Source organism: Thermococcus litoralis DSM 5473 (assembly GCF_000246985.2).
GTDB classification, from domain to species: domain Archaea; phylum Methanobacteriota_B; class Thermococci; order Thermococcales; family Thermococcaceae; genus Thermococcus_A; species Thermococcus_A litoralis.
The window spans coordinates 1,601,508-1,626,177 of record NC_022084.1; the positions used below are offsets into that span (position 1 = coordinate 1,601,508).

Annotated in this window: 24 protein-coding genes, 2 tRNA genes and 1 rRNA gene; 17 read left to right on the forward strand and 10 right to left on the reverse strand. The window is 45.0% G+C overall.

Annotation, left to right across the window (positions count from 1 at the left end):
- Nucleotides 1-13: 13 nt before the first annotated feature.
- Nucleotides 14-1,024: a homoserine dehydrogenase gene (locus OCC_RS08685; RefSeq protein WP_004068973.1), complete on the reverse strand. Its 1,011-nt coding sequence runs from the start codon at nt 1,022-1,024 to the stop codon at nt 14-16.
- Entirely contained in the window at nt 1,021-1,869 is an 849-nt protein-coding gene (locus OCC_RS08690; RefSeq protein WP_004068972.1) for a CBS domain-containing protein, read from the reverse strand. Before OCC_RS08690 ends, OCC_RS08685 begins: the two co-directional genes overlap by 4 nt.
- 150 nt (nt 1,870-2,019) lie before the next feature.
- Between OCC_RS08690 and rrf the strand changes: the two genes are divergently transcribed.
- Together rrf and OCC_RS08700 are read left to right on the forward strand one after the other, a co-directional pair.
- Nucleotides 2,020-2,141 (forward strand): 5S ribosomal RNA (gene rrf, locus OCC_RS08695).
- Between the two features lie 9 nt (nt 2,142-2,150).
- Nucleotides 2,151-2,228: transfer RNA gene (locus tag OCC_RS08700), tRNA-Asp, on the forward strand.
- Nucleotides 2,229-2,239: 11 nt separating this feature from the next.
- Here OCC_RS08700 and surE read toward each other — a convergent pair.
- Nucleotides 2,240-3,025: a 5'/3'-nucleotidase SurE gene (surE, locus tag OCC_RS08705; RefSeq protein ID WP_004068971.1), complete on the reverse strand. Its 786-nt coding sequence runs from the start codon at nt 3,023-3,025 to the stop codon at nt 2,240-2,242.
- Nucleotides 3,026-3,027: 2 nt separating this feature from the next.
- A complete protein-coding gene (locus OCC_RS08710) occupies nt 3,028-3,594 on the reverse strand; it encodes a DUF996 domain-containing protein (RefSeq protein WP_004068969.1) in 567 nt (188 codons plus the stop codon).
- A 93-nt stretch (nt 3,595-3,687) separates the two neighbouring features.
- Between OCC_RS08710 and OCC_RS08715 the strand changes: the two genes are divergently transcribed.
- The 8 genes from OCC_RS08715 to OCC_RS08750 all read left to right on the forward strand — a co-directional run bounded on the left by OCC_RS08715 (nt 3,688) and on the right by OCC_RS08750 (nt 10,330).
- Entirely contained in the window at nt 3,688-4,659 is a 972-nt protein-coding gene (locus tag OCC_RS08715) for an archaeosine biosynthesis radical SAM protein RaSEA (RefSeq protein ID WP_004068967.1), read from the forward strand.
- Between the two features lie 210 nt (nt 4,660-4,869).
- Nucleotides 4,870-5,127 carry a 2-oxoglutarate ferredoxin oxidoreductase subunit delta gene (locus OCC_RS08720; RefSeq protein WP_004068965.1) on the forward strand — a complete coding sequence of 86 codons (258 nt, stop codon included), beginning with the start codon at nt 4,870-4,872 and terminating at the stop codon, nt 5,125-5,127.
- 4 nt (nt 5,128-5,131) lie between these two features.
- A complete protein-coding gene (locus OCC_RS08725; RefSeq protein WP_004068963.1) occupies nt 5,132-6,349 on the forward strand; it encodes a 2-oxoacid:acceptor oxidoreductase subunit alpha in 1,218 nt (405 codons plus the stop codon).
- A gap of 53 nt (nt 6,350-6,402) precedes the next feature.
- Nucleotides 6,403-7,266: a 2-oxoacid:ferredoxin oxidoreductase subunit beta gene (locus OCC_RS08730; RefSeq protein WP_004068961.1), complete on the forward strand. Its 864-nt coding sequence runs from the start codon at nt 6,403-6,405 to the stop codon at nt 7,264-7,266.
- Nucleotides 7,256-7,768, forward strand: a complete 513-nt coding sequence (locus OCC_RS08735; RefSeq protein ID WP_004068959.1) for a 2-oxoacid:ferredoxin oxidoreductase subunit gamma — start codon at nt 7,256-7,258, stop codon at nt 7,766-7,768. The genes OCC_RS08730 and OCC_RS08735 overlap by 11 nt, the downstream gene beginning before the upstream one ends.
- Nucleotides 7,765-8,922 carry a 2-oxoacid:acceptor oxidoreductase subunit alpha gene (locus OCC_RS08740; protein WP_004068957.1) on the forward strand — a complete coding sequence of 386 codons (1,158 nt, stop codon included), beginning with the start codon at nt 7,765-7,767 and terminating at the stop codon, nt 8,920-8,922. The genes OCC_RS08735 and OCC_RS08740 overlap by 4 nt, the downstream gene beginning before the upstream one ends.
- Before the next feature lie 5 nt (nt 8,923-8,927).
- Complete coding sequence (locus OCC_RS08745) at nt 8,928-9,773, forward strand: 2-oxoacid:ferredoxin oxidoreductase subunit beta (RefSeq protein WP_004068955.1); 846 nt, start codon at nt 8,928-8,930, stop codon at nt 9,771-9,773.
- Entirely contained in the window at nt 9,770-10,330 is a 561-nt protein-coding gene (locus OCC_RS08750; RefSeq protein WP_004068953.1) for a 2-oxoacid:ferredoxin oxidoreductase subunit gamma, read from the forward strand. Before OCC_RS08745 ends, OCC_RS08750 begins: the two co-directional genes overlap by 4 nt.
- Before the next feature lie 39 nt (nt 10,331-10,369).
- Here the strand turns inward: OCC_RS08750 and gltA are convergent, their stop codons facing one another.
- Both gltA and OCC_RS08760 read right to left on the reverse strand, forming a co-directional pair.
- Nucleotides 10,370-11,812, reverse strand: a complete 1,443-nt coding sequence (gene gltA / locus OCC_RS08755; RefSeq protein ID WP_004068951.1) for an NADPH-dependent glutamate synthase — start codon at nt 11,810-11,812, stop codon at nt 10,370-10,372.
- Nucleotides 11,813-12,661: a sulfide/dihydroorotate dehydrogenase-like FAD/NAD-binding protein gene (locus OCC_RS08760; protein ID WP_004068950.1), complete on the reverse strand. Its 849-nt coding sequence runs from the start codon at nt 12,659-12,661 to the stop codon at nt 11,813-11,815.
- A gap of 157 nt (nt 12,662-12,818) precedes the next feature.
- Here OCC_RS08760 and OCC_RS08765 point away from each other — a divergent pair, with 157 nt between their 5' ends.
- Complete coding sequence (locus tag OCC_RS08765; protein ID WP_004068948.1) at nt 12,819-13,283, forward strand: DUF192 domain-containing protein; 465 nt, start codon at nt 12,819-12,821, stop codon at nt 13,281-13,283.
- 117 nt (nt 13,284-13,400) lie between these two features.
- Here OCC_RS08765 and trm5b read toward each other — a convergent pair whose 3' ends face one another.
- Entirely contained in the window at nt 13,401-14,393 is a 993-nt protein-coding gene (gene trm5b / locus OCC_RS08770; protein WP_048874711.1) for a tRNA (guanine(37)-N1)-methyltransferase Trm5b, read from the reverse strand.
- A gap of 86 nt (nt 14,394-14,479) precedes the next feature.
- Here trm5b and OCC_RS08775 point away from each other — a divergent pair.
- The 3 genes from OCC_RS08775 to OCC_RS08785 all read left to right on the forward strand — a co-directional run bounded on the left by OCC_RS08775 (nt 14,480) and on the right by OCC_RS08785 (nt 16,390).
- Nucleotides 14,480-14,557, forward strand: a tRNA-Glu gene (locus OCC_RS08775).
- A 119-nt stretch (nt 14,558-14,676) separates the two neighbouring features.
- Nucleotides 14,677-15,675: a FecCD family ABC transporter permease gene (locus OCC_RS08780; protein ID WP_004068945.1), complete on the forward strand. Its 999-nt coding sequence runs from the start codon at nt 14,677-14,679 to the stop codon at nt 15,673-15,675.
- A complete protein-coding gene (locus OCC_RS08785; RefSeq protein WP_449449426.1) occupies nt 15,659-16,390 on the forward strand; it encodes an ABC transporter ATP-binding protein in 732 nt (243 codons plus the stop codon). The genes OCC_RS08780 and OCC_RS08785 overlap by 17 nt, the downstream gene beginning before the upstream one ends.
- A gap of 5 nt (nt 16,391-16,395) precedes the next feature.
- Here OCC_RS08785 and OCC_RS08790 read toward each other — a convergent pair whose 3' ends face one another.
- Together OCC_RS08790 and OCC_RS08795 are read right to left on the reverse strand one after the other, a co-directional pair.
- On the reverse strand, nt 16,396-16,920 hold the full coding sequence (locus OCC_RS08790) for an NTPase (protein ID WP_171814839.1): 525 nt from the start codon (nt 16,918-16,920) through the stop codon (nt 16,396-16,398).
- Between the two features lie 46 nt (nt 16,921-16,966).
- A complete protein-coding gene (locus tag OCC_RS08795) occupies nt 16,967-18,145 on the reverse strand; it encodes a cell wall-binding repeat-containing protein (RefSeq protein WP_004068938.1) in 1,179 nt (392 codons plus the stop codon).
- 295 nt (nt 18,146-18,440) lie between these two features.
- On the opposite strand from OCC_RS08795, the gene mtnA reads away from it, so the two are divergent.
- Genes mtnA through OCC_RS08810 form a run of 3 tightly spaced genes read left to right on the forward strand, consistent with a single transcriptional unit; the run spans nt 18,441 to nt 23,475 of the window.
- Nucleotides 18,441-19,505: an S-methyl-5-thioribose-1-phosphate isomerase gene (mtnA, locus tag OCC_RS08800; RefSeq protein WP_004068937.1), complete on the forward strand. Its 1,065-nt coding sequence runs from the start codon at nt 18,441-18,443 to the stop codon at nt 19,503-19,505.
- A 47-nt stretch (nt 19,506-19,552) separates the two neighbouring features.
- A complete protein-coding gene (locus OCC_RS08805) occupies nt 19,553-20,695 on the forward strand; it encodes an iron-containing alcohol dehydrogenase (protein WP_004068936.1) in 1,143 nt (380 codons plus the stop codon).
- Between the two features lie 29 nt (nt 20,696-20,724).
- The gene (locus tag OCC_RS08810) at nt 20,725-23,475 is read left to right on the forward strand and encodes a DEAD/DEAH box helicase (RefSeq protein ID WP_004068933.1); all 2,751 of its coding nucleotides are present in this window, start codon (nt 20,725-20,727) and stop codon (nt 23,473-23,475) included.
- Nucleotide 23,476: 1 nt separating this feature from the next.
- On the opposite strand, the gene OCC_RS08815 is transcribed toward OCC_RS08810, so the two are convergent.
- Nucleotides 23,477-24,529 carry a M20/M25/M40 family metallo-hydrolase gene (locus OCC_RS08815; RefSeq protein WP_004068931.1) on the reverse strand — a complete coding sequence of 351 codons (1,053 nt, stop codon included), beginning with the start codon at nt 24,527-24,529 and terminating at the stop codon, nt 23,477-23,479.
- Nucleotides 24,530-24,670: the final 141 nt, after the last annotated feature.

Here is a 24,670-nt window from a genome sequence, read left to right on the forward strand (position 1 = left end):
ATCCAGAAGGGAGTTATAAATATTTGGTTTTTAAGGATGCTCTTATTATGTCGCTCACAACTCCAGAGGCAGTCTCTTTTATCCCTGCCCCGGCTCCCCTAATAACTAACTCCCCTAATAGATCGCTCTCTATCAAAGCAACGTTTGAAGTACCTTTAACGGCTAGGGGACTGTCCATGGGTAATTCTCTGGGCTTTATCTCCACTTTCCCATCTTCCACAAGGGCAACAAGCCTTGTAACAGATCCTTTTTTGAAATTCTCCCTGATTTTCTCCTCTGATATTCCCTCTATACCTTCTATGTAAGCTTTTTTGAAATCAAAGGGGTAAAAGGTTATGTTGTGCAGAATGACCCCCTTATAACCTGCATCAATTCCTTTGATGTCGTTTGATGGATCTCTTTCTGCTATTCCAAGCTCTTGGGCTTTTTTAAGGGCTTCTTCAAAGCTCATGCCTTCTTCTACTGCATTTAGGATAAACGTTGTTGTGCCGTTGAGCACTCCCCAAATCCTTTCTATAGAATCAGCGAGTAGAGCACTCCTAAGGAGGTGTATTATAGGCGTCCCCGCCATTACTGTAGCCTCAAAAAGGTAAGGCACATCTTTTTCAGACGAGACCCTGAGGAGTTCTCTATAACTAAAAACCACAGGTGGTTTGTTTGAGGTTACAACGGACTTTCCATTCTTTAAAGCCTTCAAATGCCATTTTGTTGCGTTTTTGTCGTTGGTAACGTCAACCACCACATCGCTGTCGATTTCTTCAACCACTTCATAAGCTCCCAACTCATAAACCTCATACTCATTCCCCCAGAATTTAAGCGAACCAAAACTTTCCTTAGTTTCCAAAGCCTCTTTTAGGTTTATCCCGTTGGGGTCCCATATTGTGGCGGTAGAATCGGTAATGCTCACTACCTTGATCTCGAGGTTGTATTTCTCTTTGAAATACTGATGCTTGTTGAGAAGTACCTCAGCAACCCCTGTTCCCACGTTTCCAAAACCAATAAGAGAAAGGGAAATTTCCTTCATGCCTTTTTCACTATTACCCTTATGAGGTCAATGTCTCTAATCAACCCTATTATTTCTCCTTCCCCTTTGACAACTGGTAGCTGCTCTATGTGTTCCCTTGTCATTATGTTTGCCACTTCATAAACACTCATATGGGGGGTTGCAAGTTTTAGTTCGGTTGTCATAATTTCTTCTACTGGCTTTTTGGGAAGCTGAAGTTCTGCCTTCTCAAAGAGAAGCACAGGGTGGCTCTCCAATATCCACTCCTCCTCGCTGGAAGCTGCTAAGTCTGCACTCTTCATGACTCTCACAATCTCGCTGTCTTTGAGGAGATCTGTCTCGTCGATGATGCCTATAAGGTTTCCTTCATCATCTATTACGGGCAAAGCCATGGAGTTTGAAAGCAGCAGTGCCTTTAATGCCGCTTTTAAGGGCGTTCCTCTCCAGACAACGCTCACATATCTCTGGTAATAGGGTTCAATTTCTATCTCCTTCATTTTTTCGTTCTTGGAGAGGTACCTTCTTATTATATCTCCCACCGTTAGAATACCCACAACCCGGTTTTGATCATCCACTACAACAACACGCCTGTAGTCGTATTCAAGCATCAACTTAACGGCCTTTTTCAAGGTATCATTGGGATGTACGGTAGGAACATCTCTCTTAACGAGCATTGCGAGTTGATCCTCATCAGGGTGCAAAAGAACACTTTTTATGCTAACTATACCAACAAGCTCCTTTGTGCCTTTTTTAACTACCGGAAAAGACCTAACTCTATGTTTTTTGAAAAGATCGAGTGCGTAATTCCTCGTTGCCGGAAGTTCAATTACCACTGGGTCTGGAGTCATGAGGCTTTTAACTTTCATTTTTCATCACCGCTTTTATGTAGGAAGCCTTTTCACTATTTAAGTTTTTCACTTGAAGAAGTGTATTTAAACTTTGCATCTCTGAGGCAGAGATTGTGATTTCTGCGTTACCGCAAAATTTATAAACCCAATGCCGGGAGTTGTTAGTGGTACGGCGGTCATAGCGGCGGGGTCACACCCGGACTCGTTTCGACCCCGGAAGTTAAGCCCGCCAGCGATCCCGGGTGTACTGCCCTCCGAGAGGGGGCGGGAAACCGGGGACGCCGCCGGCCACTCAAATTGCCCGGGTGGTGTAGCCAGGCCCATCATGCGGGACTGTCACTCCCGCGACTCGGGTTCAAATCCCGACCCGGGCGCCAAAATTTCCTTTCTATAATTCTAAAAGTCTTTTAATCTCGTTTAAATTCACTCTTGCTGTCATGTCGATGTTTATTGGAGTCACGCTAACTTTTCTCTCAACTTTAACTACATACATATCCGTTCCTAGTTCTAATGCCTCCTTAGGGCACTGAGTTCCGACTATCCAGTAGTAGGGATTCCCCTTTGGGTCTATGCGCTCTTCAATAGAAGGCCTATACATCCTTCTTGCCAAACGGGTAAAGGCTATCTCTGTTCTTTCATTTGCATCATAAGGGACGTTAACGTTCAGCATATCGACTCCTTTGGGGAGGCCTCTCTTTAAAACCGCCGTTGCGATTTTTCTTAGGAAATACTTGGCAGCTGAGAAGTCTATCTCCTCCCCCTCACCAAATTTGTGTTTTTCCCTATTAACTTCTAGGCTTATGGCAATGCTTGGGATCTCCTGGGTTGCAGCCTCTATTGCAGCGCTTGCAGTCCCGGAAACCGTTATCTCGGTGCTCATGTTTTCTCCCAGATTTATACCACTTATTGCAAGGTCGAAATCTCCAAATCTGGCCATGGCAAAGATAACGCAATCAACGGGCATTCCATCCAAAGCATAGGCTGCTTTTGCACCGTTCATACTTATTCTTTTAGCCCTTAGAGGTCTGTGGATGGTCATTGCCCTTCCACTTGCGCTCCTTTGAAACATTGGGGCAACTACGTAGATCTCTCCCAATCCTTGAAGTGCCTCTACAGCAGCTTTTATTCCTCGCGAATGAATTCCGTCATCATTTGTTACAAGTATCTTTGCCATCTTTACCCCTCTCCATCTTCAACCCTTTCTGGAAGGGAAAGGTATGCAACTATTTCCAGTATCTTTCCAGCAAAGATGACAAGTACTCCAAGTCCAAAAACGATTATCAAGATGGCTCCTAGAAAGTACAGGGAACCGGTTGTTTTAAATACGTCAACACCGCTTTCAGCTGCGATCTCTTCATAGCTCTTTTGAAGGTAGTAAGAGCCGAGAAGGAAGAGGATCCATGCCAAGAGTGCTCCCACTAGAAAAGTTGCAATTACATGTCTTAATGCCCAAAAACCCTCCTCCATAGCCCTGAAGGGCATCCCCTTGAACGCTGCAACCCCGATCCCAAATAAAACAGCGATTATGAGCACTACAAATGCCCCCAAACGGAGGATAAGTGCCACAAGGTAGCTTCTAAAAATGTCCTCCCTTTTGAATTCGTTGGAGATTTCCTTCACCGCAAATAGTATCATTATCATCCCTGTTATTGTAACTAAAAGCCCTACCCTTGGTATAAGGCCTCCTAAAAGGGAAAGGATGGCTCCTATACTTCCATAAGTCCTGGCTTCCTTTAAGCTCATGATCCCCACCTACTACCTTTTGATTTCATCTTATTATGAGAATTTCCATCAAACTTAAAAAGCCCTTCTCTAAGCTTTGGTAGGTGAGAATTGATGACATTTTGGACAAGCGAAGACAATGTTGCAGGAAAAAAGGGCATCGCACTTTATGTTATTCTCCCAACTATTGGCTGTTATCGCTATAGAATTGGAGAAGCCTGTTATATGTGCTCTTATCCAGCGGAAGCCCCCAAAGTTCCTTGGAGTCAAGAGGAGCTTGTGAAATACTTCAAAAAAGCCCTTAAGAAAATTGAGGGTAAAAATGGCCCGATAGCTGTTAGAATTTTCACATCCGGGAGTTTCTTTGACAATGGTGAGCTAAAGCGGGATACCAGAAGGCAAATCTTCTCTATTCTGGCCGAGATGGATAACGTTGAGGAGATAGTGGTGGAGAGCAGGTCAGAGCTTGTGAGATATGACACAGTGAGAGAGCTTGTTGAAATTATTGGGGGGAAATACTTCGAAGTTGCCATAGGGTTGGAGACCGCAAATGACGATATTGCAGATGTGAGCATAAACAAGGGGAATACCTTTGAAGAGTTTGTACGGGCGAGTGAGATAATTAGGGAAGCTGGAGCCAACGTTAAGACATATCTACTCTTTAAGCCGATATTTTTGAGCGAAAGAGATGCAATTGAGGATGTAAAGGAGAGCATAAAAAAAGCCGCCCCATACACGGACACGTTTTCCATAAACGTGACCAACATACAAAGGGGAACAACCTATGAGAGGCTGTGGGAAAAAGGAGAGTACAGGACGCCTTGGCTTTGGAGCGTTGTCGAAATTTTGAAGTGGGCCAAAGAGAACTTTCCGGAGAAGAGGATACTGAGTGACCCGGTGGGAGCTGGCTCAAAAAGAGGGCCTCATAACTGTGGTAAATGCGACAAAGCCGTGGCAAAGGCGATTAGAGAATTCTCAAACACTCAAAACCTAAAATTCCTTGAGAACATTGAGCATGACTGCTTGAGAGAGTGGGAATACATAGTTTCCAAGGGGTTTCTTGATTGGCAACTCCAAACTTGGTAATCAACTTTACAAATATAAATCCGAGGTCCAAAAATTTCAAGCTAGAGAAGGCTGTTTGATGGCTATTTCTGTACAATGTGGATGTTTTTGTTAGGCATTTGCTCAAAAAAAGCAACCTAGAGTCTGAACTTATTCATAGATGAGAAAATTTTCGAAAACTTTAAATGCTTTACATACGTAAAAACACTTAGCAAATCGTAGGTGATGGTTATGGCAAATGTCGAAGTCAAAAAAGATAACTATCTGGCTGTTGGAAGAACCGAAGCTGTAGAGATAAGCGTTGACACTTTCCTCTGCAAGGGATGCGGCATTTGTGTTGAGCTGTGCCCAAGAAAGGTTTTCGAGTGGAGCCAAGAGCTCAGTGAAAAAGGTGTCCATTACCCGATTCCAGTGCATGCCGACAAGTGCGTGAAGTGTAAGCTCTGTGAGCTCCTCTGTCCGGACTTTGCAATAGCTGTTAAGTGGTGATAAGATGATAATCCGAGGAGACGAGCCCGAACAAATAGGGCTCCTAAAAAGGCTTTATCCCAAGGGAAACTACTTCATGCAGGGCGATGAGGCTATAGCTTATGGAGCTCTTTTTGCCGGGTGCAGGTTTTATGCCGGCTATCCAATAACCCCCGCAAGCGAAATTGCCGAAACAATGGCAAGGGAGCTTCCGAAGCTTAAGGGCTACTACATCCAGATGGAGGATGAGATAGGGAGCATAGCTGCTGTTGTTGGAGCATCTTGGACGGGACTTAAGAGCATGACTGCAACTTCTGGTCCGGGCTTTAGCTTAATGCAGGAAAACCTTGGCTATGCTGTATTCACGGAGACTCCCTTGGTTTTAGTTGACGTTCAAAGGAGCGGCCCTTCGACAGGTCAGGCAACAAAAGGTGCCCAGGGAGATTTCTTCCAGGCAAGGTGGGGAACTCATGGAGATCATCCAATAATTGCAGTCTCTCCAACTAGTGTGGAGGACAGCTTCTGGGAGACAATAAGGGCGTTTAACTTGAGTGAAAAATTCAGAATACCCGTGATTCTTCTTGCTGACGGGATAATAGGACACACGAGAGAGCAGATAAGGATTCCTGATCCGGAGGAAGTTGAAATAGTCTATAGAAAGCTTCCCGCTAATGAAGAAGAGGCAAAGTATCCGTTTGGAGATGTTCATGGCGACTTAATTCCTCCAATGCCCCTCTTTGGCAACGGCTACTTTACTCACGTTACAGGCTCTACACACAAGGAAAATGGCTTGAGGGATGTTTATACGCCAGAGGTTCACGATCGCTTGGTGAGAAGGCTTCACAAGAAGATAGAAGCTCACGAGAAGGAGATCCAAAAGTGGGAAGAATACTACACCGACGATGCAGAGATTCTGCTCGTGAGCTGGGGCGTAAGCGCGAGACCATCGCTTGGAGCGGTAATAGAGGCGAGAAAGAAGGGAATAAGGGCTGGACTCATTGTCCCTAAGACCGTTCATCCGTTTCCGGGGAAGAGAATTAAAGAGCTCTCTAAGAAAGCTCACACGATTCTTGTGCCCGAGATGAACCTTGGGCAGATGATACTCGAGGTGCAGCGCTTTATAAGGGAAGAAGTTCCGGTTATTGGTGTGAACAAGATAGGAGGAGTTCCACTGACGGTAGAGGAGATTTTAAAAGAAATAGAAAGCTCAGCCGAGCGTTCTCGTCACCGTTCGGCGGATTAGATATTCATCATCGCTGAATAAAGTTGGTGTTTGGATATTTAAAGGTGATGCGTATGGCAAAACAAATTTACACAAAGTATGAAATGGCCAAATATCTTAGGAAGGAAGCCCTTCCAACTGCACTTTGTCCCGGATGTGGTGGCGGGACTGTGTTGAATGCTTTTGCAAACGCCATAGATCAGCTAAAAATCGACCCGCGTGACTTAGTTGTCGTGAGTGGAATAGGGTGCTCGGCTTGGATAGCCTCACCGTACTTTCTTGCTGACACTCTGCACACTACACATGGAAGGGCCATAGCATTTGCAACGGGTGTTAAGGTTGGTTTGCCCGATAAGAAAGTTGTTGTCATAAGCGGTGATGGGGACTTAGCTGGAATTGGAGGGAATCACCTCATTCACGCAGCAAGGAGGAACATTGACATAACTGTAATCCTTGTGAACAACTTCATATATGGGATGACTGGTGGGCAAGTGGCTCCAACAACCCCCTTTGGAGCAATTACCACCACAACACCCTATAGGAACATTGAGCATCCACTAAAGATAGCCGAAACCGTAGCCTCCGCTGGGGCATCTTATGTGGCAAGGTGGACCACTTTTCACGTTTACCAGCTGATAGAGAGTATAAAGAAGGCATTGACCGTTAAGGGATTCTCGCTAGTAGAGGTAGTTTCTCAATGTCCCGTGCAGTTCGGAAGGAGAAACAGAATGAAGACTCCAGCCGAGATGCTCCGCTGGTTCTCAAAGAATTCCATACCCATAAGTAAGGCCAAGAACATGTCTCCGGAGGAGCTTGAGGGAAAAATTATCATTGGAGAGTTTGTAAGCAGAGAAAAGCCCGAGTTTACGGAAGAACTTAACAAGCTTATTGATGAGGTTGCCCAATATCACAGTCTGGGTGGTGAAGATGCAGATTAGGTTAGCGGGTATTGGAGGGCAGGGAGTCGTTCTTGCGGGGATAATCCTAGGAGAGGCTGCCGCCATAGAGGGACTTAACGTTATCCAAACTCAAGATTATGGTTCTCAAAGCAGGGGCGGTCACTCTATAGCTGATCTGATAATCTCAAAGGAGCCGATTTACGATTTAATGGTCACAAAAGCCGATATTCTTGTTGCTCTTGCCCAACTAGGCTATAATTCCACAAAGAACTCTCTCCGCGAAGGTGGGCTTTTAGTAATTGACACCGACCTTGTAAAGCCCGATAGGGAGTATATAGGTGCACCATTCACAAGACTTGCTGAGGAAAAAACGGGCTTGGCTTTAACCGTCAACATGGTTGCACTTGGATATTTGGTTGCAAAAATAAACATTGTGAAGAAAGAGAGTGTTGAAAAGGCCATAAGGAGGAGGGTTCCCAAGGGAACGGAGGAAATAAACTTAAAGGCATTTAGGATAGGCTACGAGGAGGGATTGAGATGAGATATCCGTTTCCTGTAGGTGCTGCGGATTTTATTCAAGGAGATGAAGCCATAGCAAGGGCTGCCATTTTAGCCGGGTGTAGATTTTACGCTGGTTATCCAATAACCCCAGCAAGCGAAATTTTTGAGGCAATGTCCCTTTACATGCCCCTTGTTGATGGAGTAAGCATTCAGATGGAGGATGAGATAGGGAGCATAGCCGCTGTAATAGGTGCTTCTTGGGCTGGGGCCAAGGCTATGACCGCAACTTCCGGCCCAGGTTTTAGCTTGATGATGGAGAACCTTGGCTATGCCATAATGACAGAGACCCCCTTGGTTTTGGTAAATGTCCAAAGGAGTGGCCCCTCAACAGGTCAGCCCACTTTGGCAGCTCAAGGCGATTTAATGCAGGCTATATGGGGGACTCATGGAGATCACAGCTTGATAGTTCTAACACCAGCAACGGTTCAAGAGGCCTTTGACATGACAATAAGGGCTTTCAACCTTGCGGAGAAATATAGGACCCCTGTTATACTACTCACAGATGCAGAAGTTGGACACATGAGGGAGAGGGTTTATGCCCCACATCCGGACGAGCTTGAACTCATTTACAGAAAGCTTCCCGCTAATGAAGAAGAGGCAAAGTATCCATTTGGAGACGTTCATGGCGACTTAGTTCCTCCAATGCCTATCTTTGGGAAAGGGTACAGAACTTATGTAACCGGACTGACACACGACGAAAAGGGAAGACCCAAAACAGTTGAGGCAGAGGTTCATGAAAAGCTCATAAAGCGCATTGTTGCCAAGATAGAGAACAACAAGGAGGACATCGTTGATTATGAAGCCTATGAACTGGACGATGCCGATATAGTGCTGGTAAGCTTTGGGATTGTTGCGAGGTCGGCTATGAGAGCCGTTAAGGAACTTCGCAAGGAGGGCGTAAAGGCTGGATTGCTCAAACTTAATGTAGTCTGGCCTTTTGACTTTGAACTGATAGAGAAAATAGCCGAAAATGCAGAAAGGATGTATGTGGCAGAGATGAACCTTGGTCAGCTCTATCACTTGGTTAGAGAGGGAGCCAACGGAAAGGCCGATGTCGAGCTCATAAGCAAGATAGGCGGGGAGGTTCACACTCCCGGAGAGATAGTAGAGAGAATTAAGAAGGATTTGAGGTGAGGAAGATGTATCTAAAATCCAGCTATGAGATTAGGGGCAAATACCTTAGAAAAGACATGCTTCCCACGATATTCTGCCCGGGATGTGGTATTGGGGCTGTTCTGCAGTATACCCTCAGAGCTATCGATGATCTCGGTCTAAACCAAGACGAAATAGTGTGGGTAAGCGGTATAGGCTGTTCCTCTAGAGTCCCCGGCTATGTGAACTTTGATGGTCTCCACACAACCCATGGAAGGGCATTGGCTTTTGCGACTGGAATCAAATTAGCAAATCCAGACCTCAAAGTGATAGCCTTTATGGGCGATGGTGATGCTGCCGCTATAGGTGGAAATCACTTAATCCACGCCATAAGAAGAAACCTTGATGTTACCGTTATTCTCATTAACAACTTCACGTACGGAATGACTGGTGGGCAAGTGGCACCAACAACTCCGAAGGGCCTTAGGGGAACGACTGCCCCATATGGGAGCTTTGAGAACCCCTTTGACATTGCCGAGCTGGCAGTTGCCGCAGGGGCAAACTATGTTGCAAGGTGGAGCGTTTTCAACTACCTTCAAGGCATAAACAGCATAAAGAAGGCTCTGCAAAAGAGGGGGTTCACGTTGGTGGAGTTCTTATCCCAGTGCCCGATAAGCTTTGGGAGAAGGAACAGGCTTAAAACGGGTCCGGAGCTTATAAAGTGGTATCAGAAGATAACGGTTCCCATAAGTAAAGCCAAGAACATGTCTCCAGAGGAGCTTGAGGGCAAAATCGTCATCGGAGAGTTCGTAGACAGAGACAGACCGAGTTTAATAGAGGAATACGAGGCATACAAGAGAAGGGCAAAGAAAATAATGGGGTGGGAAGAATGAGGAAGGAAGTCCTTATAGGCGGCTTTGGTGGGCAGGGAGTTATCTTAGCGAGTGTTATCCTTGGAAGGGCAGCGGCAGTCTATGAGGGTCTTTACGCAGTTCAAACCCAGGCTTATGGGCCGGAATCAAGAGGGGGAGCAAGCAGAGCTGAAGTTGTAATAAGTGACGAGCCAATAGACTATCCAAAAGCACTGGCTCCGGATTATGCGGTTTTGCTTTCCCAGCAGGCTTATGAGAAATACCTTCCCCTTGTAAAGAAAGGAGGCATCGTGATAGTCGAGAAGGACTTGGTTCCCAATAGAAATGAAGAGCTTGAGAAAAACTTCAAGGTTTTTGCAATTCCTTTAACAGAAATAGCCGAAGAAACGACAGGGCTTAGCCTAACAATGAACATTCTAACCCTCGGACTCTTAGTTAAGCTTGCCGGTATTGTGAGTGAAGACTCCATAGAAAAAGCCGTTCTTGATTCAGTTCCCAAGGGGACCGAAAACATAAATCTAAGGGCCCTCAAAAAGGGCTTTGAACTCGGTGAAAAAGCCCTTAAAGGGGAGATTTGACTTTATATTTTTTATTTTACCAAAAATAAAGTTAAAAAGCTAAGCTGGAAGACGCTTCTTCTTGATGTATTCATCTATTGCCTTCGCGGCCTTTTTTCCGTCCCCCATAGCTAGGATAACGGTTGCCTCTCCCCTTATGGCATCTCCACCTGCAAAAACTCCGGGGATGCTTGTCATGAGGTTTTCATCAACCACAAGGGTTCCATCGGGGTTAGTCTTTAGAGCTGTTGCCTCCTCGCTTATTATTCTGTTCGGCTCTAGACCGATGGATATTATGACGGTATCTGCCTCAAGTGTGACGTACTCACCAGTTCCCACTATCCTTCTCTTTCCTTTGGCATCTCTTTCCCCAAGAGGTCTCATCTTCTCGAATTTAACTGCCTTCACCTTTCCGTTCTCGTCACCGATGAACTCAACTGGATTGAGGAAAAACTCGAACTTAACGCCCTCTTCCTCGGCGTGGGTTATCTCTTCAATACGGGCAGTCATGTCCTCTCTTCCACGGCGATATGCGATAACAACTTCGCTTCCCATCCTGAGAGCGGAACGAGCTGCGTCCATAGCTGTATTCCCGGCTCCAATAACGATGGTCTTCTTTCCTATAGCTATAGGCTCGTCATATTCTGGGAAGAGGTAAGCTTTCATGAGGTTTATCCTTGTGAGGAACTCGTTGGCGGTATAAATTCTGTCGAGGAGTATACCTGGTATGTTGAGAAGCTTTGGCGTTCCAGCCCCGGTTCCTATGAAGACGGCATCGTACTCCTCAAGAAGCTCTTCGAGGGTCACCGTTTTTCCTACTATGTGATCAAGCTTTATCTCTACACCCAACTCGTGAAGTTTGGCTATTTCTTTGTCGAGTATCTCTTTTGGGAGTCTGAATTCAGGGATGCCATAGATGAGAACTCCTCCGGGCTTGTGGAGGGCTTCAAAAATTGTTACCTTGTAGCCCATTTTTGCCAGTTCTCCAGCACAGGTCAGCCCTGCTGGTCCTGAACCTACTACAGCTACTTTCCCTTTTATTCCATTCTCTTCGGAAATAAATTCCTTAAGAAGTTCCTCATCTATGCCGTGTTTTCTTGCGTAATCCGCAACAAATCTCTCGAGCTTCCCTATGTTAATGGGATCACCAACTTTACCCATGACACAAGGGGCCTCACACTGCTCTTCTTGGGGACAAACTCTACCAGTGACGGCAGGTAGTGTGTTGTCATTCCATATGACGTGGAGAGCGTTTTTAACTGCCTCATCAGGATTCTCGGAGTTCTCGCGGAGGGCCTTTATGAAGCCCGGAATGTTTATGTGAACGGGGCAACCCTTGATACACGGGGCATATTCGGGTGGGCATTGAATGCACCTCTCGGCTTCCTTCACTGCGGAATCGAAGTCGTAACCCAAATTGACTTCAACAAAGCTTTTTACCCTCTCCTCAACTGGAACTTCGGGAGTAGGAACCCTCTCTTTGATGAGCGGTCTCTTGGGCATTTAGATCACCCCCTTCTCTCTCAACTTTGCAATATAGCGCTCTCTTGCAAGCTTTTCTTGCTCTGCAAAGCGGGCGTTTCTCTTTATGGCATCGTCCCAGTCTATCTTGTGGGCATCTAACATAGGCCCATCTCTGCACGCAAACTTTATTTCTCCATCGTAGAGAATTCTGCATGAGCCGCACATACCTGTCCCATCGACCATTATCTGCCTCACCGTGACGATGGTTGGGATTCCGTAAGGTCTAGTTAGTTCGGCAAGCTTCTTAAGGCTGCCCAACTTTCCACCAGCAAAAACAATATCGACTTTATCCTGCTCAATGAGTTCCTTTAGAACGTCCAGATAGTGGCCCTTTCTCCCAACACTGCCGTCTTCTGTTGTGATGTAAAACTCATCGGCAACCGGCTTCGCAAGGTATTCTTCCGGATACGTGTTGTCCTTGTTCTCAAAACTGTGGATGGCTATTGTGTAATTGCCCGCTTCTTTCATAGCTTTGAGTGTAGCATAAGCTTCCGCCTGTGCACATACCGCATCAGCCGCAAAGACTACGTTTCCATAGTGCTTAACTTCAATTGGCTTTCCAAGAGGGCCAGTTATGCTTAGAATTTCGTCCCCAACATGAAATTCGTGCCACAGCTTGAGGGTTGTGACGCCGTGCCTTCTTATGAACATCCCTATCTTGCCGTCTTTTGCGTAGTACACGGACATTGGGACTCTTTCTCCTTTCTCGTCTGGAATCAAAACGACGAACTGCCCGGGCTTCCAGGATTTTGCTATATGAGGGGCCTCAACTTCCATAAAAAAGTCAATTGCACTCAGGTTTTCCTTTTTTGTTATCTTATACCCCACAATGCACCACCTTGTACATATGTTTTGGTTTGTATACTATAGTTGCTTTTAGTTTATAACTGTTTTTTAAACCGAAGGTTAATAACTGAAGGTATTTTCAAGTGTTGGGCATCATGTCGCAACGCTTATTTAGATGGTACCTTATCCTACATTTGACATGCTGATAAACAAAACAAAGGGCAAAATCTGGAGTGGAAAGGTCAAAGTTGCGGATACGTTCTTTGGGAGATTTAGGGGGTTAATGCTAAAACCTAACATAGACTATGCCCTCGTGTTTATCTTGCCAGCGGAGACAAGGATAAATGCCTCGATTCATATGTTCTTCATGCTCCAGAGTATAGATGTTATCTTCTTGAACTCTTCCCGGGAAGTTGTTGATCTGAAAAGGGCTCGCCCTTGGAGAATTTATGTGCCGAGGGAAAGCGCTAAATACATAATTGAGGCTCCTGTGGGAGTTATTGAATATTTAAACGCCGAAATTGGGGATGAAATTGACTGGAAAGTTGAGGAGGAAAGAAAAGCCGTTCCCTCTCCCGTTGGAGCTTTAAACAAAATAGACATAAAGAGCTCAAACAGCGCGATAAGCCTTGCAGAGCCCAAACCCAAGCTTAAGGGGAAATGATATGGAAGCTCTCATTGTAAACTGCATATCTCAACAAAAGAAGCATGCCGTTTGATGAGGAATTTTTGAGAAACTTCATTGTCACAAGGTGCAACGAAATTTTGAGAAAAGCTAATCTCAAAACACGGCAAAATCAATCGCGATGTTGAACTGATACGGAGCATATGGCCTTACTTTCCTTTTTTCGAGAATCTTCACGCTTTTTCCAAGCTCCTCTGCAGCCATCTCTATCATCTCTATGTGCTCGTCAAAGAGGTTATCCTCATGTGAAAATCCATAGTAGTGAACCACTCCACCTTTTTTGACGCTTATCATCGCTTCCTTTAGGAATTCGTGGGCAAACTTGGGGAGGTTCATTATCACGCGATCGGCTTTTATCTGTCCCGCTACTTTTCTCACGTCTCCGAGAATCGGGACAACGTTTTCAACCTTGTTCAGCTTTTTGTTTTCTTCTAAATATTTTATTGCCCAGGGGTTTATGTCACACGCAAAGACTATCTTTGCTTTCTTTGCGAGGAGGATCGAATAAGGGCCAATTCCTGCAAACATGTCAAAAATGATCTCTCCCTCTTTAGTCTTTTCAAAAATTCTCATTCTCTCCGTTGCAAGCCTTGGGGAAAAATAAACCTTTGCAACATCGAGCTTCAGCCTTATTCCGTTTTCCCTATGGATTGTCTCAGTTCTCTTCTCTCCCGCAAGATGAATGAGCTCCCTCACCCTGTATTCTCCTAAAACTTTGCTCCCTTTTGCAAAGACTGCCTTTATGTGCTTGTGTGCTCTCAATATTGCTCTTCCAATGTTTTCCCCATACGGGATGAGCTCCTCTGGAAGTTCTATTATGGCGATGTCCCCTATTATGTCGAAGGATGAGGGGAGAAGATGTCCGAGTTCGGAAGGAATTTCTACAACCTCTCTGTAGCTATGAAACCGCTTTTTGGCTCTTTCAAAAGTTTCTTCCACGATTTCAAAGCCCTCTATCTTTTCTTTTACGGGGAATATCACGAATTCTCCCTCATGCTTGACCTTAAAATTAGTATCCAATAGGCCGAGTTCAATGAGCTTTTTTCTAACCTTTTCGGCATCTTGTTTTGGCACCTTTATCCCCAGCATTTTCATAACTAAACTCCTTCACAAGCCCTTTAAAAGGGTTTTGAGCGAAAAGTTTTTAAATGCATCTCAACGTTAGGATATTGGACGCCCCGGTGGTGTAGCCCGGTCAAACATGCGGGCCTTTCGAGCCCGCGCCCCGGGTTCAAATCCCGGCCGGGGCACCATAAAAAACTTTTCTGGGAAAATTTCATCAAAGCCAGCATGCATTTATACTTTCTTGAGTTGGGGTTGATCAAGGATAACTTTTTATACACTAGGTTTGGATAAATAATCCAGTGAGAACATGAAGAAAATTGCACCACTATTAGTATCATCAGTAGCCCTTATCCTTTTGGGGATAGTTGTTGGGCCAGTAAAGATACCTTTCCGAGATATTCTAGCAGCTTTTAGTTTTGATAATTTAAGGAGGGCGTTTTTAGATCCAAACTCGCTTAGTGGGAACAGCTACATTGTCCTCCAGATAAGATTGCCTAGAGTTCTACTGGCATATCTTGTTGGGGTAAGCTTGGCTTCAGCTGGTACCGCCTCCCAAGCTCTCTTTAAAAATCCGCTTGCAGATCCGTATATAATCGGAATAAGTGGGGGAGCTGCAGTTGGAGCATCAATAGCGGCCTTGTATTTTCCCCAATACATGGGTGTTCTTGCATTGGTAGGTGCTTCCTTGGCGGTTGTTGTAGTGTATAGGATTGCAAGGGTTAATGGTCATATTCCGGTGGATACGTTGCTTTTAGCAGGAATTGCCTTGGGATTTTTTACAAGTGCTCTAACATCTTATCTCCTCTACGTAGGCAGGGAGAGAATCCACAACGCAATCTTTTGGCTTATGGGAACATTTAACGGAGCCGATTGGGGAGACGTTAAGATGGTTTTGTTTTCATCTGTAGTAGGGGTTAGTATTTTGCTTTTCAGCTGGAGGGAGCTAAATCTGCTCCTTTTGGGGGAGGAGAGCATTTCAATGGGCCTTGATATAAATCGCTACAGAAAAATAGTAATTGGTGTTATCTCTCTTTTGACGTCATTTGCCGTGGCTACCAGCGGAATAATAGGGTTTGTGGGTCTGATAAGCCCGCACGCCATGAGGATAATATTTGGCCCAAATCATAAGAGACTTTTGCCTGCTTCAGCCCTTTTTGGAGGAACTTTAATGGTTTTTGCCGACATACTTGCCAGAATACTCCTAAAGCCGGCAGAAGTTCCGGTGGGAATTATTACAGCTCTCTTTGGAGCTCCGTTTTTCCTCTACCTTCTCATAAAGAAAAAGAGGGGTGAGCTGTTTGGATAAGCTTGAGGTCAATGTGTCGTTCTCCTATGGCGAGAAGCAGATTTTAAAGGATGTGGAGTTTTCAGCTAGAAAGGGAGAGCTTTTAGCAATTGTGGGGCCCAATGGCGCTGGAAAATCAACCCTTCTGAAGTGCTTAGTTGGGATTTTAAAGCCCTCTGGATACGTTAGGCTAAACGGTCTAGATTTGTTGGGTTTAAAGCCCAAAGAACGGGCAAAGTACATCTCATACGTTCCGCAAAGTTCGTTTCCAGAGTTCGCGTTTACGGTTGAAGAGTTTGTTGAGCTTGGCACGTATGCAACTAGGGGCAACGTGGAGGAAGCATTGAGAAAGGTGGGAATGTGGGAAAGAAGAAAGGAGCTTGTAACAAAGCTGAGCGGGGGAGAATACCAGCTGGTGCTGATAGCGAGGGCTTTGGCTCAAGGAAGCGATGTTATGCTGCTTGATGAACCAACTTCCCACCTTGATATCAATCACGCTCTCCAGATAATGGATCTTTTAAAGAGCATCAAAGACGAGAAAATTCTTGTGGCCGTTATGCACGACCTAAACCTCGCTTTGAACTATGCAGATAGGGTGATAGTCCTAAAGAAAGGGCAGATACAATGGAGCGGCAAATCTTCCGCCCTAACCCCAGAGGTTCTGGAGGAGGTCTATGGGATAAAAGCGAAGATAGTTGATGTGGAAGGGCAAAGGATTGTTGTGGCTTGGGAATGAAAAATTTAAGGTTTTAGAATTGCCTTCAAGTTGTGAATGATTTCCTGTCTTATGTATTCTCTGTTTTCTGGGGTTAAAACATAGAGCTTTCCATAATCCTTGAATCGCTTTGCATAATTTCTGTGAACCGTCGCTAAAAGTGGTTTTTCGCTCTTAACAGCTTTTTCCACAGCTTCTGCAAACTCCCTGCTTTTGTATTCCATTGCCCCGATTTCGTCAATAATTATGAGGTCCGCATCCTCAAGAGCCCTTATTATTGCCAAAACTCCAATGCGGTTTAAGTCCTCAAGATTGACAACGTACTTCCCCACTCTTGGATACCCTTCTCCAACCCAGGCTAAGATGCCTTCTTCTCCAGTGTCAAGGGCTTTGATTTTGAATCCAACTCTTCTACCCTTTTCTCTTACCTCCTGTGTTATAAAGCCTCCAATTTTTAAGTTGTAAGTTTTCAGCTCTTCGGTAACTTTTAGTGCGAGAGTTGTCTTGCCCACTCCCGGTAAGCCGGTGATAAAGATTTTCATAAGGTTCACCAAATTATAAAAAGAAAAGTGGGGTTTAATAATTTGGTGCCATATGCTATGGTCTGTTCATCTTCGGGACTTCTCTCTTCTTCCTTTCTTTCCATTTCTCTCTGATCGTTAGTTTTTCTTCATGGAATTTTTCCTTAAGCATATTTCTTAGCTGTTCGATCAGCTGTTCAGCCTCTTTGTAGCTTCCTTTTTCATATGCCTCTTTTGCCTTCTCTAACAAGCCTTTTTCCTCTGTCACATTAAGCCCAATGCTCTCGAACCTCTCTATGATGCCGCCTAGCTTTTCTATTCTGATTTTAATTCTTAGAGTTTGGTTGGTTTTCATCATTATCTGTATTTTTTCACTTGCCATTCTAATCACGGCCTCTGCGTGCGCTTTTGCAGCTATTGCCTGTCCATAAGCTTCTCCATATTTTCCACTCTCATAGGCTTCTTTGGCTTTCTCGATTTCTTTATTAGCAAGTTCTAAAAGTTTCTCTGCAGCTGGAAGCTTTGTAGTGCTGTTCTCTAACAATGCCGTGGCTAGGGATGTTTTGTTTTCCGCAATCTCTATAGCCTCCCATGCTGTCTCTGCGCTTATATTTGCTTGCTCCTCAGTAATGCTTGCCCTAACTCTGTTTCTTATTTCATTTCTAACCCTCTCGGTTATGTTTTCTGAATATGGTGTTTTTATGATTACCACTGATGTTACTTTGATTGTTGCCAATATCTGAGTTTGGTTTTCAGTTCTGTTGATATCTACATATATCGGAAATGCCTTTTCAAGCTCGACCTTCTTAATAGCCCCTATGTCCCTTCCGTGGGCGATGGCAATCTTAACGTTTTCTAGGAGCTCTGGATAGTTCTTCAAAACGTACTGAAGCACCTGAATATTTGTTTCATATCTGTCTTTGCCCCATATTCTAACCCAACTTATTCCCATCTCATTCAAATCATCTTCATAGGTCTTTGGAACTGCCGCTGGTCCACCAATGATCAACACCTTGTCCGGAGCTGCACTTATTACCTCTGCTGTAACGTCTGGATCGTATACTCCCCATGGAGCTACGATAACTGACACGTTCATGCTTTCCCCAAGTTTTTGGGCTAAGGTCAAATCTGCCTCGTTGTTACTCACAAGTATTACTATGCCAACGCTGGTTTCATTCGCTGCAGTGACTGTTGGTATCATGCTTACTAAAAGCAAAGCACTAAAAAGCCACACTAATACTTTTTTCGCTACCATGGCTTATCACCTCACTTTATTATAGTGAAAAACTCCTATTTAAGCTTTTTTCATGAAATAGTTTTGTTTCGTTTTTGTTTGTTCAAAAAAGAGCCCTGTTATTGGAAATTTATCGAGTTATCGTTAAACACCGTTTGTGAGTGTTTATTATTGTTTAATAAGTCCTGATAGGGGTTTGTGTGCAACTTACGTCACTTATAATAGATTTTTGACGATGACCATTACTAGCTATTTTGTCTTGTTGCATAAAGCAAACTTTAAATCATTCTACTGAAAAGAACTAAAGGTGATGAGCATGGAGATAAAATACAAGCCCGAAGAACTTACAAAGCTCCCAAGAAGTGTAGAGTTCAGGGAGGGAAAGGTCTACATTATTGACCAGCTTCTGCTTCCGAGGGAGTTTAAGGTAATCCCTTTGAGCACTGTTGAAGAAGTTGCTAGGGCAATAAAAACCCTCCAAGTCCGCGGGGCTCCGGCAATAGGGGCAACAGCAGCCTATGGGTTAGCTTTACTTGCAGAGAACAGCAAAGCAAAAACTAAAGAAGAGTTCTTTGATGAATTTTACAAGGCATTCGAAATCCTTAGAAACACCCGTCCGACAGCGGTAAATCTCTTCTGGGCACTCAACAGGATTAAAAACCTTGTGGAGGAGCACAGAGAGGAAAGTCTTGGTGAAATAAAAAGGCTGATAGTTGAGGAGGCTCACAAGATAGCGGATGAAGACGTGGAAGCAAACCTTAGGATGGGTCACTATGCGGCTGAGATTCTTCCGGAGGGAAATATTCTAACCCACTGCAATGCTGGGAGCTTAGCTACAGTTCATCTTGGCACTGTTGGTGCTGCACTTAGAGTTATGCACAAAGAGGGCAAGCTCAAGCTTTTATGGGTTGATGAGACTAGGCCGGTTCTCCAAGGCGCAAGGCTCTCCGCTTGGGAGTACCACTATGATGGGATTCCACTAAAGCTGATAAGCGACAACATGGCTGGCTTTGTGATGCAGCAGGGAATGGTGGATGCGATAATAGTTGGTGCTGATAGGATAGTTGCCAACGGAGACTTTGCCAACAAAATTGGAACTTACTCTCTGGCAGTGCTTGCGAAGGAGCACAAAATACCCTTCTTCACCATAGCACCCCTCTCAACCATTGACATGAGCCTCAAGAGCGGCGAGGAGATTCCAATAGAAGAAAGGCCTAAAGAAGAAGTCCTGACCTGTGGGGGATGCAAAATAGCGCCCGATGTTGACGTCTACAACCCAGCTTTTGATGTAACGCCCCACAAATACCTCACGGCAATAATCACGGACAGAGGAGTTGTTTATCCACCTTTTGAGAAGAACTTGAAGAAGCTCTTTGAATAGCGTTGGGGTTTAAATATTCCTCCTCAATATTATTTTTGGTGATGGGTATGAAGTTCTTCAGCTTAAAAACTAGGATAGCAATTGGAGAAGGGAGCCTTAAGTATGTGGAGAGCATTGCTAGGAACCATGAGAGGGTCTTGATCTTATCTAGTAAGTCAATGCGCATTCATGGGTTCTTAAACGAGGTCATGAACTATGTGGAGGAAGCGGGGGCTGAAGTTGATGTTATAGAGGGCTTACCTGCAGAGCCAAGCTATGAGGACGTTGAGGAGCTGATGCCAAGAGTTAGGGAATTTTCTCCGGATTTGCTCATAGCCCTCGGAGGCGGAAGCGTAATAGACATCACAAAGGCGATAAAGGTGTTTTACGATGCTCCAGAACTGAGCTTTGAGGAAATCGCATTTCTCGACAGGTTTACAAAGCCTCCCAAGGTTATTCCCAAGCTCAAGACTCCTTTGGTGGCAATACCCTCTACAAGCGGTGCTGGGAGTGAAGTTTCAGCTGCAAGCGTTCTCAAGAAAGATGGCATAAAATACAACTTCGTGTCATTTGAAATTGCTCCAGAATACGCTATTTTGGATCCAAGGCTGCCTAGAACAATGCCGAGAGAAGTTGCAAGAAACAGCGGGCTTGACGTTCTTGTCCATGGAATTGAGGCTTATACTACGACAGCAGCCACGCCCTTCAGCGATGCAATGGCAATACAAGCTGTAAAAACCGTCTTCAAGTGGCTCCCATTGTCCGTTAATGGCGATGAAACCGCAAGAGAGAAAATCCACTATGCGGCAACAATGGCGGGGATAGCTTTCTTGAATGCACGTCTCGGAATATGCCACAGCCTAAGTCACAAAGCCGCATGGATCGGTCCCCATGGGTTGCTCAATGCTATCTTCTTACCCTATGTGATTGAGTTCAACATGAAAAGCGACTACGCAAGGAAGAAATACACTGAGATAGCAAAGGAAATAGGGTTCAACACCGCTGAAGAGCTGGTCGAAGTTATCAAAGAGTTTAACGAAATGCTTGGAGTGCCTAAGCTTAATGAGCTCGTAGATGAGGAGGTTTTCATGGCAAAGCTGGATGAGATGGCGAAAAAGGCTTATGCAGACCCTCTGGTCAACTTCAATCCCGTGGAGCCCAGCGTTGAAGATATGAAAGAACTCTATAAAAAAGCCTACTATGCCGAGTAATTTTTAAACCCTCTTTCGCTCTTTTTATCATGCATCCACTTTTAAAAAGGGCTATAGAGGAGAAGTTCGGGAGCCTTAATGAGCTCCAGATGAGGGCTTTTGATGAGGTTAGCTCCGGGAAGAGTGTTTTAATTGTAGCACCCACCGGAAGCGGAAAAACCGAGGCTGCTGTGCTTCCTGTTTTTAACGCAATTTTAGAAAAAAGGCTAGACCCTATCTCCGTCATCTATATAGCTCCTTTAAAGGCCCTTAACAGAGATTTGTTGGATAGATTGCTGTGGTGGGGGGAAAAGCTTGGGCTTAATGTGGAAGTGAGGCACGGCGACACTTCAGCCTATAGAAAAGCCCAGCAGGTGAAAAAGCCTCCCCACATGCTAATCATAACCCCCGAAACCCTTGGAGTAATCCTCACGATGAAGTCTTTTCGAAAAGCCCTCAAAAACGTTAAGTTTGTGATAGTAGATGAAATAGTGGAGCTTGTCGATAACAAGAGGGGCGCTCAGCTTAGCTTAGCCCTTGAGAGGCTTGCTGAGGTTGCAGATTTTCGGAGGATTGGTCTTTCAGCGACTGTTGGGAACGAAGAGGAAATTAAGGCATGGCTCAAGGCAGAGAGCATTGTTAAACCACCAATTGAAAAGGGCTACAAAATCAAAGTTCTCTTTCCGCAGCCCGATAAGAAGGATCTTGAGCTCTCCACCAGCTTAAGCATTTCTCTCGATGTTGCCACGAGGCTAAGGGTTCTTTGGGAGATAATAGAAAAGCACGAGAGGGCGTTGGTATTTACGAACACACGGCAATTCGCTGAGATTCTTGCTCACCGATTAAAAGCGTGGGGCAAGCCGGTAGAAGTCCATCACGGCAGCCTTTCACGAGAAGCGAGGATAAGTGCGGAGAGGGCTTTAAAAGAAGGCAAGATAAAAGCCCTTGTGTGCACATCTTCCATGGAGCTTGGAATTGATATCGGAGATGTGGACGTTGTAATCCAATATATGAGCCCGAGACAAGTAAACAGGCTTATCCAGAGAATAGGAAGAGCTAAGCACAGGGCGGGGGAAGTTAGTGAGGGCTATATAATCGCCACAAACATTGAGGATTACCTCGAAAGCCTGGTAATAGCCCAGAGGGCACTTGAAGGGAAGCTCGAAGCGGTGGAACCATATGAAAACGCCCTTGATGTTCTCGGGCATTTTATTGTGGGCCTTTTAATAGAACATAGAAGATTACCAAAGGAAGTTCCCTTTGAGATCGCAAAGAGGGCTTATCCCTACAGAAATCTGAGGTGGGAGGAATACGGCGAAGTTTTAAACATGCTGAGCGAGGCACGTTTAATCGGTTATGACGAGGAAAGCGGCCTTCTCTATCTGAGGAGGGGGGCTTATCAGTATTATTACGAGAACCTTTCCACGATTCCCGATGAAATCAGCTACAGGGTTTTTGACATAAAAAGCGGGAGGATAATTGGCCGCTTGGATGAGAGCTTCGTGATGGATCTTGAGGAAGGAGTAGAGTTTATAATGCATGGCAGAAGCTGGATTTTGCTGGGCATTGATGAGGAGTCAAGGCTGTTGAAGGTAAGGGAGAGCAAGAGTCTGGAAAGCGCTGTACCGAGCTGGGAGGGGGAGATGATACCCGTCCCCTTTGAAGTGGCTCAAGACGTTGGAAGGCTAAAAAGGGAGCTTCTTTTCGATTTTAACTCCGGCAAGGTTCTTATCTCGAAGGTGGATTTCAATGATGAGGAACTCGACCTTGCCCTTTCAATTCTAAAGAAGCAGGAACCTTTGGGAACTGACAGGGACATTGGGATAGAATCCCTCCCGAAGGCGTTAGTTATCCACGCAGATTTTGGAAACAAAGCTAACGAAGCCATCGGAAGGTTTCTTTTGGCTTTCTTGGCGGCAAAATACGGGAAAGTATTCTCCATGAAGGCGCAGGCTCATGCAATAGTCATTAACTCTCCTTTCCAGCTCAATCCGGGTGAGGTTAAGGAGTATCTTCTCCAAGATGCGAGGGCACTTCCATTTGTTCTTTCTAAGGCAGTAAGAGACAGCCCGGCTTACAGGTGGAGAATGCTGAATGTAGCGAAAAGAATTGGAGCATTGAGGAGAGAGGCGAGGATAAGAAAAATCGAACGGCTCTTTGAGGGAACTATAATTGAAAAAGAAACATTAAATGAACTTTTCCATGATAAGCTCGACGTGAAGAGAGCTGAGGAAGTTCTGAAAGCAGTTAAGGATGGAAAAATCCGGATAAAGGGTGTCTTAAGAAGAGAACCCTCACCTCTCGGCAGTATTAACCTGAGCGTTGGCGGGGAGTTTTTGGTCAGTGGAGAGCTTGAGAAAGACGAAATACTGATGCTGTTTAAGGAAAGGCTTCTAAACACGGAAGTTGCACTAATATGCACCAACTGCGGGTGGAAGAGCACCACAAAAGTTCTGCGCTTAAAGAACCGTTTGGATTATCTCCAGTGTCCCAAGTGCTCTTCCAGGATGATTGCTGTTGCACATCCAATAGATGCTGAGCTGTTTGTCTCTGCACTGAAGAAGCTCAAGAAAGGGGAGAAACTTGAAAAAGAAGAGGAGAGCGCCTATAGAAGGTTAATAAAGGCAAGCGACTTAATAAAAGCTTATGGGTTTGATGCGGTTTTGGCACTGGCAAGCTATGGCGTCGGTGCAGACACTGCCGCCAGACTTTTGAGCCAGTATAGAGGAGAAGCACTCCTGGTAGCTCTTTTGGAAGCTGAGAGGAGGTATATAAGAACAAGAAAATTTTGGAAGGATTGATCTAACTCCTCCCGTAGATCTCGTTAACCTTCCTCAAAAACTCGCTTGCCTTGACCACGTCTCTTACATCTATTCTTTCGCCCTTTGTGTGGGAGATGTCGAGGTTCCCGGGGCCGAAAACAATAGTCTTTGTTCCGTTGTACATGAAGTTAATTGCATCCGTCCAGCTCCTCATTCCTCCGAAGTCTTCCAGATCAACTTCTTCCATGGCTTTCTTTGCCAGCTGCACTATCTCTTCACTCTCGTCAAGCTCATAGCCATCCCATATTTCCGTGTACTCATAGCGGAGGGTGTATTCATCCAATATGGGCTCCATTAAGTCCAGAACGTCCTCAACTTCTTGGTTAGGTAAGAGCCTCGCTTCAAACCTTCCCTTGCAGAGAGCTGGAATTAGGTAGTAGGGGTTCTCACATATCAGCTCTTGCAGTCCTATGTAGGCATCGAAGTACTTCCCCTTCTGCTTGAAGGGTTCAAGAGCCTTAAGCTCCTCTATCATCTTGTAAGCCTGGTCTATGGCGTTTATCCCGCTCTCGGGGCATGCTCCGTGAGCTTCTTTCCCGTCAACTTCGAAGTAAGCTTCTATGTTTCCTGCATGGGCTATATGAACTTCAAGGTCGGTTGGCTCTATTACTATTGCCATCTTTGGTTTGTAGCGCTCCATAAACAGAGCAGACCCCATTCCTTCTTTTTCTTCGTCGCTCACAAATACAACTCCGACGTTGAGGTCTTGCTTATCCTTCTTGAGGCTCTCAAGCATTAGGAGAACGCTTGCCAGTCCGCCTTTAACATCACTAGCTCCCGTACCGTAGACGATATTTCCCCTGACAAAAGGCTCGGCTCTTACGTCTATCGTGTCCATGTGAACTTCAAAGAAGAGCTCAGCCTCGGGGTTTACAACGAGGTCGATTACCTTTCCATCGCTCTCTATGTGGACATCATAGTCCAATCTGTGGAGGAACTCCATTATGTGCAAGGCAAGACGGTCTTCCTGTCCTGATGGTGATGGAATCTTCAAAAGCTCGACCAAAATTTCCTTTGCTCTCTCAGCTTTCATTTGGCTCACCTAATTTGTTTGGGTTAAGAAGCTTATAAAGGTTTGTTGGTCTTCGGGTTTGAGGATTTTTGTCAAAATCCCCGAGTAGCAGAGTGAAGCATTTTTATGTATTGATTATGAAGATTTTAAGCTCTCGTAACA